The sequence below is a fragment of the Cyanobacterium sp. HL-69 genome (genome assembly GCA_002813895.1).
In the GTDB taxonomy this organism is placed as follows: Bacteria; Cyanobacteriota; Cyanobacteriia; order Cyanobacteriales; family Cyanobacteriaceae; genus Cyanobacterium.
Window position 1 is genome coordinate 2,295,286 of the sequence record CP024912.1, and the last position, 13,818, is coordinate 2,309,103.

Consider the following 13,818-nt stretch of genomic DNA (forward strand, 5'->3'; position numbering starts at 1 on the left):
GACCTTTTTTATAAAGATCTAATAAAGATTTTATAAAGATAAGTTTAATTTTATTAACCACATATTTTATTAATCATATATAAACAATAATCTATGTATTTTTAGTGGTCACCACTCTAAACGAGGATAAATAATCTAAAATTGATATAAAACCGTATTAAAACAATAGTGTATCGAAATATACAAAAAACTTTTTCTATTAGTTCTTCGCAAACATAAATATCTTGTCATTCAACAATCGCAATTTTTATGAAGAGAAAGCCTTCCTAATTTTATAGCAAGTAAGTATGAACAAAATAGAAAAATGATATATGTAAAACATACACATTAAAGCAATTTATAAAAGAAAAAATGTCTTTATTATATTTTACATAAAAAATATTTAGACATATTTTAAAAATATATTTACTGATAAAAAAGTGGTTGAAAAACTTTTCTTTCAAATTATTGAGATTTATCTTTTTATTATTTATTTAAGGCTAGTGTAAGTAGGTTGGCGAAATTAATTATAGCTCTTATTTTATTAAGACTCTTATTAACAAGGGGTTTAAACCCCTTGCCTAAATCGATTTAATTATGCCTACTTACTTATGTAAGCAAAAAGAATAGGAAATTTAAGATAAACATAAAAAGTACCGATAAATAGTTGATAAAGAATAAGCAAAAGCAAAGAGATAGTTTCTTTTTCTTCTTCGCAGAAAAATACTCAGCTATAGATCAAACGTATTTATAATAGTAACTTGAAACAGTTTTAAATTGTTCAATATAATCTAAAAATAATAGTACAATATATTATTCATAGAACATTACAATTTAGTAGAGTTGTTGCGAAATAGTTTTTTTGAAAGATTCAGTCCTAATTTAACAAGGGTTTCAGATACGCAGATATTTAATTCGCAACAAGTCTCTTAAATAACTCTCAATTAATAATCTTTTTCTTGAAGTTTCCACTCCCCAGTAATAAAAGTTTTTACCTCTCTAACAAATTCATCTTGATTAATAATAGGTTTTGTAATGTAACCATCCGCCCCACTGAGATTTAAAAAATTTTCTCTATCTCCTTCCATAGCATGGGCGGTAATTAAAACAACAGGAATATCTTGGGTGAGGGGATTGGCTTTTAGTAATTGAGTTATTTTAATACCATCCACTGGCTCACCCTCATAGTAACTGTTGGATAAAGATACGTCCATTAAAACAACTTTTGTTACCCCAGAATTTGCTACCTTCAAAACCTCATCAACATTTTCTGTGCCAATAACATTTAATCCTCCTCTTTTGGTGAGAATTTTGGAGAAAACTTTTAAATTAATGGGATCATCTTCTACAATTAGGACTGTGGTCATGGAGTATTAGCCAAATAAACTTTTTCGTTGTGTTTGACAGATTTAAAAAAATCCACCATGGGGCGAGGATAATTTACCCCTAATTGTACCTTAAATTGTTTTTGTTCTTCCTTTGATAATTTCCACGGTTCGTGAATTTTTTCTCCTTTGATAGTCTTAATTTCTGGCAACCAATGGCGTAGATAGTCTCCTTGATAGTCATAGTCTTTGGATTGTTTCGGAATGTTGAAATAACGAAATCCACGGGCATCGTTACCTACCCCCGCAGTGTAATTCCAGTTACCCCAGTTACTACACACATCGTAATCAATCAGCAGAGATTCAAACCATTCTGCCCCCATTTGCCAATTGATACCGAGGTTTTTTGTCAGGAAACTGGCAACATTTTGCCTACCTCGATTAGACATAAACCCTGTGGTTTTTAATTCTCTCATGTTGGCATCTACGAGGGGATAACCTGTTTTGCCTTCGCACCATAACTCGAATAAGTCTTGGTTTTCTTGCCAAGGTATATCAATATTTTGTAATCCTGATTTGTGAAAGATACTATTACCGTATTTTAGGCAGGTAAAGCGGAAAAAGTCTCGCCATAATAGTTCAAATATTAGCCAATAGGTGGAGTCGTTTTTGACTCTTTCTTGTTCATATTTTTCTATCTCGGTATAAATTAGACGGGGAGAAAGGCAACCTTGGGCCAACCATGGGGAAAATTTGGAGGAGTAGTCTCCCCCTAACATACCGTTACGGGTTTTTTTATAACTACTAATATTGTCTGTTTCCCAAAGATAGTAATTCAGTCTTTTGAGGGCTTCAGTTTCTCCACCCACAAAGGTTAATACCCCTCTGTTATCTTTTTCAAATTCTTTCAAGCCTAAGTCGGAAAGGGAGGGAATTTTACCTACATCAATATTTGCTGGTAGGGGGGGTAAGGATGAGGGGGTTTTGAAGGTGGTATATACTTCGGCTTTTTTTTCTACTTGTTTTCTAAAGTGGGTGAATAAATCAGGTAATTCTTTTATGCTAAAGGGTAAGTCATCGGAAAAATAAAGGGTGCTTTGCCAGAAGGTTTTTACGTTGACTTGATTTTTTTCTAAAATTGTGGTCAATTTTTTCTCAATGGCGATTTCTTCGGCGGTGGCTTCTTCGGAAAAATAAACTTCTGAGATTTGATATTGTTCAACGATTTTTAATATTTCATCTTCAGCTTTTCCTTTTTTTACTATTAAGTCACTACCTATTTTTTTTAGAGAAGTTTGTAAATCTATTACACTTTCTATGATGAATTTTGCTCTAAATTGTCCTGTTTTTGCAAAGCCAAATGATGTTTTGTTATAAGTGCGATCGTCAAAACAGTAAAAAGGAATTATGTGTTTAGGCTCGGCTGACACTGATCTATATATACATTCTTGGTCATGTAATCTTAAGTCATTACGAAACCAAATTAAAATATTACTCATGAGTCAAAAAGTATGATTGCAATTAAAATATATTAATTTATTATACATATTTTTATTATATTTAGGATAGCAATAAAATAAATATATAATCTAAAATATAGCTTTATATTAATCATAAAATATTTATTACAAAATATAAATTAAATATAAAATAATAAGAATAATTCAACGTATTTTAATTATCAATTATCAATTATTCATTGTCAATTGTTAACACACCCTGTAGAATACATTAAGCAAAAATTGACTATAAAAATTAATAAATTAATAAAGTAATGGAGCATAAAGGCGTAACAGTTTGGTTTACAGGGCTTAGTGGTGCAGGAAAAACCACCATTAGCCAAGTAGTAGCACAAAAACTTAAGGATGCAGGTTATAAACTAGAGGTTCTTGATGGTGATATTGTACGTACAAATTTAACCAAGGGATTAGGTTTTAGTAAGGAAGATAGAGACGAGAATATTCGTCGTATTGGTTTTGTGTCTAACCTTTTGACTCGTAATGGTGTAATTGTAATTGTCTCGGCTATTTCTCCTTATCGTGAATTGAGGGAAGAAGTTAAAGGCAAAATTGGTAATTTTGTGGAAGTATTTGTAAATGCCCCCCTTGCTACCTGTGAGGAAAGGGATGTAAAAGGTTTATATAAAAAAGCGAGATCTGGGGAAATTAAAATGTTTACTGGTATCAGTGATCCTTATGAGGCTCCTTTAAATCCTGAAATTGAGTGTAGAACAGATTTAGAGGAATTGGATGAGAGTGTTAATAAAGTTTTACAAGGGCTAAAGGACTTAGGTTATTTAGCTGATTAATAATTCCTTTTAGGTGGGTAATGCCCACCTTTTTTTGTTCAAATAAACAACCTGAATGGGAGAGTTTAAGATGAGTATCAATTTTGATTGGTCAAATCCTTGGTTAGTGGGTATTGCTATTAATACGGTGTTAATCAGCTTGGCTTTTATCTTGCCGAAAAAACTCTTAACGGTGGCTGGTTATCTGAATGCTTGGTTGTTGGGGGTTATTGTTTGGGGTTGTCTAAATTGGCAGGGTTATGTGGTCGTTTTGTTTTACTTTTTTGTCGGCTCTAGTGTAACTCGTATTGGCATGAAGGAAAAACAAGAGCAAGGTATTGCGGAAAAAAGGGATGGGGTAAGGGGCCCTGAAAATGTGTGGGGTAGTGCTTTAATTGCGACTTTTTGCGCCTTTGGTTATTTTTTTATTTCTCCTGTATGGCAACCATTAATGGTTTTGGGTTATGTGGGGAGTTTTGCGACTAAGTTATCGGATACTTGTGCTTCGGAGGTGGGAAAGGCTTACGGTAAGCGGACTTTTTTGATTACTACTTTTAAGGCTGTGCCAAGGGGTACGGAGGGGGCTGTTAGTCTTGAGGGTACTTTAGCAGGGGTTTTGGCTAGTGTAGTTATTGCTTTTCTGGCTTATGTGTTGGGTTTGATTAGTGTTATGGGAATTTTGATATGTGTCATTTCGGCTTTTGTGGCGACAAATTTTGAAAGTGTGGTGGGAGCTACTTTTCAGGATAATTTTGATTGGTTAACTAATGAGGTGGTGAATATTATTAATACCTTTGTGGGGGCTATAGTGGCGATCGCCCTTGGATATATTCAATAATTGATAATTAAAAATGGATAATTAATAGTTAACTTTTACTTTTATATCCTCATCCGCTCATCACTTCATGACTCATATAGAATAGGTTCAATAATATCTATATTTGGTGACAATATGAGTTCTATTACCAAGAATACCTATCATGATGTACCTGACCATGAATTGGGTACTATTTTTGCTACGGATTTAGAGCAAGGCTTAACCCCAGAAGAAGTGGCAAACCGTTATAGAACATATGGATATAATCAGCTAGAAGCAAAAGCTGGGAAGCCCCAATGGCTGAAATTTATCTTACAGTTTAATCAACCCTTACTATATATCCTCATCATTGCAGGAACTATTAAGGCTTTTTTAGGCTCTTGGACGAATGCTTGGGTGATTTGGGGTGTCACTTTGATTAACGCTATTATCGGCTATGTGCAAGAAGCCAAGGCAGAAGGCGCCATCAACTCTTTGTCTAAATCTGTCACCACCGAAGCCACGGTATTTAGAGAAGGACAAAAAATTCGTTTACCCTCAAAGGATTTAGTGCCGGGGGATTTAGTACAATTAATGTCGGGGGATAAAGTACCCGCTGATGTGAGACTATTAGATATTCGTAACTTACAGGTAGATGAATCAGCCTTGACAGGGGAATCGGTACCCGTCCAAAAAAACCTCGAAATTTTGCCCTCAGATACGCCCCTAGCCGATAGAATCAACATGGCCTATGCAGGAACTTTTGTTACTTTTGGGCAGGGTATGGGCTTAGTGGTGGCAACGGCGAAGGATACGGAAGTGGGTAAAATCTCCCAATCCATGGACAAAAGCGTTAATTTGATGACTCCTTTAACCCGAAAATTTGCTGAGTTTAGCCGTGTCTTGTTATACATCATCCTTGCCTTGGCTAGTTTTACCTTTTTCGTCGGCATTGGGCGAGGAGAGCCTCCCGAGGAGATGTTTGAGGCTGCGGTGGCTTTAGCAGTAAGTGCTATTCCTGAAGGTTTACCAGCAGTAGTAACCATTACTTTGGCTATTGGGGTAAATCGTATGGCGGCTAGAAATGCGATCGTCAGAAAATTACCTGCGGTGGAGACTTTGGGAGGGGCTACCGTTATTTGCTCAGATAAAACGGGTACTTTGACTGAAAACCAGATGACGGTACAGGAAATTTATGTAGGGCAAGAAAATTATGAGGTTAGTGGGGGTGGGTATAGCTCTAAGGGTGAAATTCAAAGAGGGGAGGAAATTATTAAAGATTTACCTTTTGCACTCCAAGAATGTTTGATGTGTGGTTTACTGTGTAATGATTCTCAACTTAAGCGTAAGGATAAGTATAAAATTGTGATAGGAGACCCTACGGAGGGAGCTTTAATTACCGTTGCTTCTAAGGCGGGTTATAGTCAATCCCATTTCAATAATACTTTTTCTCGTCTTGATTCCATTCCTTTTGAGTCGGATTATCAATATATGGCGACTCTCCATGATACTAGCGAACATCATCCCGATACCCCCAGAGTTATTTATGTTAAGGGTTCGGTGGAAAAAATGCTAGAACGTTGTACCCAAGCCTATGATCTCGAAGGGCGGATTGTTGATCTCGATCGCACTGCTATCTTCGAACAGGTGGAAGCCATGGCATCAAAAGGTTTAAGGGTATTGGCTTTTGCCCGTAAGGTAGCCCCCGACCATCAACATTCCATCGACCATGATGACCTTGAGAAAGAGCTTATTTTCATCGGTTTACAGGGTATGATTGATCCTCCCCGCGCCGAGGCGATCGCCGCTGTCCATGCCTGTCAGGATGCAGGAATACAGGTAAAAATGATTACAGGGGATCACATTGCCACCGCCACTGCGATCGCCCATCGTCTTGGCATCAACAAAAACGGTAATCTACTCAGTTTTGAAGGGAAACAAATTTCCAAAATGGAACCCCATGAACAAGAACAAGCGGTCATTGACGGTTCCGTATTTGCAAGAGTTGCCCCCGAACAAAAATTACAACTGGTGGAAATTCTCCAATCTCAGGGGGAAATCGTCGCCATGACAGGGGATGGAGTCAATGATGCCCCCGCCCTCAAACAAGCCCAAATCGGCATCGCCATGGGCAAAGCAGGAACCGATGTGGCAAGGGAATCATCGGATATGCTCCTCACGGACGATAATTTTGCCTCCATCGAGGCCGCCGTGGAAGAAGGGCGCACAGTATATCAAAACCTCAAAAAAGCCATTGCTTTCCTCCTTCCCGTCAACGGGGGAGAATCTATGACTATCCTTATTAGTGCATTACTCGCCAGAGATTTGCCCATTCTTTCCTTACAAGTATTATGGCTAAATATGATCAACTCCGTCACCATGACAGTACCCCTCGCCTTTGAGCCGAAATCCCCTGACACCATGAAACGTCCTCCCAGAGATCCCAATGAAGGGTTACTTTCGGGTAATTTACTTAAACGGGTTTTGGCAATCTCCGCCTTTAACTGGATTCTCATTTTTGGGATGTTTGAATGGGCACAAGACTACTACAGTGATGCTGACAACTCCTTGGCGATCGCCCGTACCATGGCAATCCAAGCCCTCGTTTTAGCCCGAATTATCTACCTCATCAGTGTCAGCGAACTAGGTAACTCCTTGATCGCTAAATTAAAAGGACAAAACATCTCCCTAGGCAACGCCTCCGCCATCTCCTACGGCATCATTGGGGCAGTCGTTTTACAAATTGTTTTTAGTCAAGTTCCCTTTATGAATACCCTTTTCCGTACAGCACCCCTTGACCTAACCCAGTGGTTAATCTGCTTAATACCCGTACTACCCATGATACCCGTTGCCCTAATCGTCAACAAATTTTATCCCCCTCATCGCTCACCAGCTCAAAACTAATGGTTAGGGGAGCATTGCCCACTATCATCAATTAGATTGGGAACTATCTCTTTAACAAGGGGTTTAAACCCCTTGCCCCAAACCCTAAAACTAACGAGTAAAATTAGCCGATAACCACAAAAAAGAAAAAGTTAATAGACTCACAAATTGATCACTAGAAAAACCTAAACTCAATCCAGAATTAGCCACCACCGTAGCCAATAAGCTACTCACAGAAATAGCAATCACAAAACCAAAAAAGCTAACCCCCACCGAGCGCCAAAAAGCCTTACTCTTTCTAAACACAAAAAAGAAACTTGTTCCCAAACCAAAGGTTAACAACAAAGGTAAAATTTGAGAATCTTGGCTAAACACACTAAGCAAAATTAAGCCCAAGAAAATTAAACCACTAATACTCAACTCCTGCATCGAAGGTTGATCAAGTAAATCAGTTAACCAATTAGGGGATTGACTTTTATTTTTGGAATAATTAAAAGAAATAGGGGATTTTTTTGTCTCCACTACCTTCTCAGGAAATCGAATTTGTTCAGGCACCTTAATCTTTCCTTCCTGCCTCAACTTCAATCGATCCATAATTATGGCATCATAAGCTATTTCCACATCATCCCTGATTTGAGCATTGCCCTCATTCTCTGTCAACAAAATTTCTTTTGCCCTCTGGATTTCTTCAAAAGACGCCGATTCTTCCACTCCAAGGGTGTCATAGGGACTCAAATCACTCATTTTCGCTTTGTCCTCCTAACCTAATTAACTATACTTTATTGGTTGAATTTTTATATTATTTATCTTAATCAAATCCTATTATAGTCTCAATTGCTCAATTGATTTAAGAGGAAAAGTTCGATAACAACAAGAATAGAGGTTTTTTTGATCAATTATTTAGGACTCAAACTCTATTTTTTTCCGATGATTCCTCGAATAAGTAAAATATTGATAACAAAACCTAAAAAAGCCTTAACAATTCTTTATAATAGTAAGAATATATCACCATGGTTATTGAGTAAGGTAAAGCCCTGTCTTACAAAAGTGCTAAATTATGATAACCATCATGAAGTAATATAACGAATCTAAGCGTATAAGGTCAATATATAATGAACGACTACAATAATAGCAATTTAACACCATTTCAAGGACAACCTTGGCTAGTAGAAGAAAGAGATGCTTGTGGTGTAGGTTTTATTGCCTACCAAGATAATCGTAAATCCCATAAATTAGTAAAAGATGCGTTAAAAGGTTTAGCCTGTATGGAACACAGGGGAGGATGTGGCGCTGATAGACAAACAGGGGATGGTTCAGGGATTTTAACAGGGATTCCCGTAGCAATTTTTAAGACATGGTTTGATGAAAATAATATTGAAATGCCTCCTGCCGAAGAGTGGGGGGTGGGAATGGTCTTTTTACCCCAAGATGAGAAGGAAGCGCAAGAAGGGCGTAAATTTGTAGAGGAAATGGTAGAGGTAGAAAGCCTCAAAACCTTAGGATGGAGAGAAGTTCCCGTTAATTCTGATGTATTAGGAGAACAGGCGAAGGAAAATCAACCCCGCATTGAGCAAATCATCGTTACTTCTGGCACAAAACATTATAAAGGGGATGAATTAGATCGTCGTTTATACGTTGCGCGTTCCCGTGTTGGTAAGAAATTAAGTGATAATTTTTATATTTGTTCTTTCTCCTGTCGTACCATTGTTTATAAAGGCTTGGTACAAGGGGATGTATTAGAAACATTCTATGGAGATTTAAGTAACCCCGCCTACGAAAGTCGTTTTGCAGTATATCACCGTCGTTTTAGTACCAATACTGTACCCAAATGGCCCTTTGCTCAACCCATGCGAGTATTAGGACATAACGGGGAAATTAACACCCTCATTGGTAACATTAACTGGATGAGCGTACGGGAAGCAAATTTAGAACTTCCAGGGTGGACAAAAGAAGAGTTTGAAGGTGTCACCCCCATTGTGAACATGAATAACAGTGACTCTTATAACCTTGATAGTTCTCTCGAATTATTGGTGCGTACAGGGCGTAGTATTCCCGAAGCTCTCATGATTCTGGTGCCTGAAGCCTACGAAAATCAACCTGACTTGGAAAAATATCCCGAAATTCTCGACTTTTACCATTACTATGCGGGGTTAAAAGAGCCTTGGGATGGGCCTGCTTTATTGGCGTTTAGTGAAGGAAAAACCGTAGGGGCTTGTTTAGATCGTAATGGTTTGCGTCCTGCCCGTTATGCTATCACTAAGGATGGATATGTGGTGGTAGGTTCAGAGGCTGGGGTGGTTGATTTAGATGAATCAGAAATTATCGAAAAAGGTAAGCTTGGCCCTGGTCAAATGATTGTGGTGGATTTAGAAAATAATAAGCTCCTCAAAAACTGGGAAATCAAACAGGAAATCGCTTCTCAAAAACCCTATGGGCAATGGTTGAAAGAGTATCGTTTACATCTTGATAGAAAAGCATTTGAAACCACAGGGGAAGGAGCGCTCCTAACCTCCCTTAATAATGGGGGAACAGATTTGGTACAGTTGCAGACGGCTTTTGGTTATACCCAAGAGGACGTAGAAATGATCATTACTGCCATGGCAAGGGATGGAAAAGAGCCTACTTTCTGTATGGGTGACGATATTCCTTTGGCGGTGTTATCTGATAAGTCTCGTTTGTTGTATGACTACTTTAAACAGCGTTTTGCTCAGGTAACTAACCCCCCTATTGATCCTTTACGGGAAAATTTGGTCATGTCTTTGGAGATGCACCTAGGGAAAAGGGGTAATTTACTCCACATCGAGCCAGAAAATGCCCATACTTTGGTGATTGATTCTCCTGTGTTGTCGGAGTCGGATTTAGAGTTTATCAAAAAGTCTGATTTGGCTACGGTTGAATTATCTACTCTTCTCCCTATCACTGATGGCCCTGACGGTTTAAAATCTGCTTTGGAAAGATTATGTGATCAAGCTACAGAGGCTGTTAATGAAGGTCATCAGGTAATTGTACTGAGCGATCGCACCCCAGTTAATAAGGTTGGAATTGGTGCAGACACTTCCTATATTCCCCCTCTGTTGGCGGTAGGTGCAGTGCATCAACATTTAATTAAAGAAGGATTACGCCTTAACACTTCTTTGGTGGTAGATACGGCTCAGTGTTGGAGTACCCACCATTACGCTTGTCTGGTAGGCTTTGGGGCTTCGGCGGTATGTCCTTATCTCACTTTACAAACTATTTCTAGTTGGTGGCACGACAGCAAAACTCAGAAGTTGATGAACAATGAAAAAATCGAAAAGATTTCTGAGGTAGAAGCCCTTAATCGTTATCGTAAATCCGTGGAAGCTGGATTGTTCAAAATCCTTTCTAAGATGGGAATTTCTCTCTTGGCTTCCTACCATGGCGCTCAGATTTTTGAGTGTATCGGTTTGGGTGCTGATGTCATTGAGTTGGCGTTTAAGGGTACCACTAGCCGTGTGGGTGGTTTAAACTTGGCGGAGGTAGCGAATGAGGTAATTTGTTTCCATCAAAAAGCCTTCCCTGAGTTACAAGCCAAGAAGTTGGAAAACTACGGTTATATCAACTACAAAAAAGGCGGTGAGTATCACATGAACTCCCCTGAAATGGCGAAGTCTTTGCATAAGGCGGTATCTACCTATGGTACTCAGGAGGGATATGATCACTATGACTGGTACAGTAATTATTTACAACAGCGCCCCGTAACTGCATTGCGTGATTTACTAGAGTTTAACTCTGACCGAGATTCTATCTCTATTGATGAGGTGGAGTCTGTAGAGGACATTGTAAAACGTTTTTGTACGGGGGGTATGTCCTTGGGGGCATTGAGCCAAGAAGCCCATGAAACCCTTGCGATCGCCATGAACCGTATCGGTGGAAAATCTAACTCTGGAGAAGGAGGGGAGGATCCTAACCGTTACAATATCATTGATGAAGTAGATGGAGAGGGTAAAAGTGCTTTATTCCCCCACCTTCATGGGTTGAAAAAGGGCGATCGCGCCGCCTCCGCCATCAAACAAATTGCCTCTGGACGTTTTGGAGTCACCCCTGAATATTTAATGAGTGGTCAACAACTCGAAATCAAAATGGCGCAGGGTGCAAAACCAGGGGAAGGAGGACAGTTACCAGGGAAAAAAGTGAGCGAATATATCGCCATGTTACGTCGTTCTAAACCAGGTGTCACCCTCATTTCTCCTCCTCCTCACCACGACATCTACTCCATTGAGGATTTAGCCCAGCTAATCCATGACTTACACCAAATCAACCCCACTGCCAATGTATCCGTTAAATTGGTAGCGGAAATCGGTATCGGTACCATCGCCGCTGGGGTAGCCAAAGCCAACGCTGATGTTATCCAAATTTCTGGCCATGATGGCGGTACGGGTGCATCTCCCTTAAGTTCCATCAAACACGCTGGATGTCCTTGGGAATTGGGGGTTACAGAAGTACACCGCACCCTAGTTGAAAATCAACTGCGCGATCGCGTCTTACTCCGTGCCGATGGTGGTTTAAAAACTGGTTGGGATATTATCATGGCGGCATTAATGGGCGCTGAAGAATATGGTTTCGGTAGCATTGCGATGATTGCCGAGGGTTGTATCATGGCGAGGGTTTGCCATACCAACCAATGCCCTGTGGGGGTTGCCACCCAACAAGAAAGACTACGTAAACGTTTTTCTGGAGTACCCGGAGATGTGGTTAACTTCTTTTACTTTGTAGCGGAAGAAGTGCGCTCTATCCTTGCTAAATTAGGCTATCGCACCTTAAACGAAATTATTGGACGGGGTGACTTATTAACCTATCGTCAATCTGCCCAACTGGCTAAAACCAAGGCTTTGGTATTAGACTGTTTAACCAATCTCCCTGATGTGAAAACCAACCGTGATTGGTTAAACCATGGCGATACCCACACCAACGGGAATGTTTTGGATGATGAAATCCTCGCTGATAGTGTCGTTACCGATGCCATTAGTAATCATGGCAATGTCACCAAAGAGATTAAGATCATAAATACTGATCGCTCCGTGGGTGCCAGAATTGCGGGAGTAATTGCTAAACAATACGGCGATTACGGCTTCAAAGGACAACTAAACCTTAATTTCACTGGTAGTTGTGGACAGAGTTTTGGTGCTTTCAACGTTCAAGGGATGAACATTCACCTCGAAGGGGAAGCCAACGACTATGTAGGTAAAGGTATCAACGGCGGACAAATTGTAATTGTGCCTCCTAGCAATGTCACCTTTGAGGCTTCAGAAAACGTCATCCTAGGTAATACTTGTTTATATGGTGCCACGGGGGGAGAGTTGTACGCCAATGGACGGGCAGGAGAGCGTTTTGGGGTGCGTAACTCCAACGCTACTGCCGTAATTGAGGGTGCAGGAGATCACTGTTGTGAATACATGACAGGGGGCTTAATCGTTGTCCTCGGTAGTGTTGGGCGTAATGTGGGCGCTGGTATGACTGGCGGTTTAGGTTACTTCCTCGATGAAGAAGGCAATTTTGAAGCTAAGGTTAACCCTGAAATTGTCTCTATTCAGCGCATATCTACCCCAGAAGGAGAAGCTCAATTAAAAGAGTTAGTTACTAATCATGTAGAGAAAACAGGTAGTAAAAAAGGTCAATTAATCCTTGATAATTGGTCAGAATATTTACCCAAATTCTGGCAGGTTGTACCTCCTTCGGAAGCGGAAAATCCTGAAGTAAAGGCTCAAAAAGAGTTAACTCAGGTGTAATTTAAATGGGGTGGGCAATGTCCACCCTGATTATTTTTCATTCACAAAAAGACAATCCCTCTTTAATGCCTTTGGGAAATAACTAGTTTCATTTTTTATTCTCAATATCTAATCTGTAGGGTAACAGATGCCCTCACTTCCTGTTCGCCAGCTACCACAGGAGTTGAAGGGGCGCTAGATAGTGCCGCTCTGTCGCTCATACTTTCCATCATCAAAGGACGAGGGGTATTTGCCCCATTGATATTGATTGTAATGACTTCTTGAGGGGTTAAGTTTAAGGCACCCAGGACAGCCTGAGATTGTCTTTGAGCATCATCGGTGGCTTTTTGCAATGCTCGACTTTGGGCTTGATTGATGGCGTTTTCTGTGGCGGTAAAACTAACACTATCGATACGTGTAGCACCAACATTCACGGTTTCATCTAAAATAGTACCCACTTGGTCAATACTTGTTTCAAAGCTAACTAAGTTTGTGGCAGTATAGTTAACTAACTGACGGCGATTATCGTCATATCTATAATTAGGACGTAGTTGAATACCTGTAGTCTGTAGCTTTTCTACATTGTTAGAACGTAATATTTCCAGTAAGGCGGTAGTACGTTGGGCCACTTCTTGCTGAATTTGGGCTGGATTTTGCCCTTCTATTTCTACTCCCATCTGCACTGTAGCGATGGTGGTGGGGATAGATTCGATTCCTTGCCCTGTCACTGTGATAGTTTTGACTATTTGTTCTTGAGCAATAACTGGAGATGTTAGCATTAGGGTTGAAATACCTAAAGACAAAAGAGTTTTGTTTATGGGT

8 protein-coding genes are annotated in these 13,818 nt (G+C 39.7%); 4 read left to right on the forward strand and 4 right to left on the reverse strand.

The window, feature by feature from the left end; translation table 11 throughout:
* Positions 1 to 923: 923 nt before the first annotated feature.
* Together AA637_RS10550 and AA637_RS10555 are read right to left on the reverse strand one after the other, a co-directional pair.
* Complete coding sequence (locus AA637_RS10550) at positions 924 to 1,346, reverse strand: response regulator (protein ID WP_446682718.1); 423 nt, start codon at positions 1,344 to 1,346, stop codon at positions 924 to 926.
* Complete coding sequence (locus AA637_RS10555; protein WP_446682719.1) at positions 1,343 to 2,803, reverse strand: DASH family cryptochrome; 1,461 nt, start codon at positions 2,801 to 2,803, stop codon at positions 1,343 to 1,345. Before AA637_RS10555 ends, AA637_RS10550 begins: the two co-directional genes overlap by 4 nt.
* A gap of 275 nt (positions 2,804 to 3,078) precedes the next feature.
* Between AA637_RS10555 and cysC the strand changes: the two genes are divergently transcribed.
* The 3 genes from cysC (at position 3,079) to AA637_RS10570 (ending at position 7,291) form a co-directional block, all read left to right on the forward strand.
* Positions 3,079 to 3,612 (forward strand): adenylyl-sulfate kinase, encoded by a 534-nt coding sequence (gene cysC, locus AA637_RS10560; RefSeq protein ID WP_446682720.1) that lies wholly within the window; start codon positions 3,079 to 3,081, stop codon positions 3,610 to 3,612.
* A gap of 70 nt (positions 3,613 to 3,682) precedes the next feature.
* Positions 3,683 to 4,429, forward strand: a complete 747-nt coding sequence (locus AA637_RS10565; protein WP_446682721.1) for a TIGR00297 family protein — start codon at positions 3,683 to 3,685, stop codon at positions 4,427 to 4,429.
* A gap of 114 nt (positions 4,430 to 4,543) precedes the next feature.
* On the forward strand, positions 4,544 to 7,291 hold the full coding sequence (locus tag AA637_RS10570) for a cation-transporting P-type ATPase (protein ID WP_446682722.1): 2,748 nt from the start codon (positions 4,544 to 4,546) through the stop codon (positions 7,289 to 7,291).
* A 90-nt stretch (positions 7,292 to 7,381) separates the two neighbouring features.
* Here the strand turns inward: AA637_RS10570 and AA637_RS10575 are convergent, their stop codons facing one another.
* Positions 7,382 to 8,014 (reverse strand): CPP1-like family protein, encoded by a 633-nt coding sequence (locus tag AA637_RS10575; RefSeq protein WP_446682723.1) that lies wholly within the window; start codon positions 8,012 to 8,014, stop codon positions 7,382 to 7,384.
* 368 nt (positions 8,015 to 8,382) lie between these two features.
* Here AA637_RS10575 and gltB point away from each other — a divergent pair, with 368 nt between their 5' ends.
* Entirely contained in the window at positions 8,383 to 13,017 is a 4,635-nt protein-coding gene (gene gltB / locus AA637_RS10580) for a glutamate synthase large subunit (protein ID WP_446682724.1), read from the forward strand.
* Between the two features lie 101 nt (positions 13,018 to 13,118).
* Here the strand turns inward: gltB and AA637_RS10585 are convergent, their stop codons facing one another.
* Entirely contained in the window at positions 13,119 to 13,775 is a 657-nt protein-coding gene (locus AA637_RS10585; protein WP_446682725.1) for an SIMPL domain-containing protein, read from the reverse strand.
* Between the last annotated feature and the right edge of the window lie 43 nt (positions 13,776 to 13,818).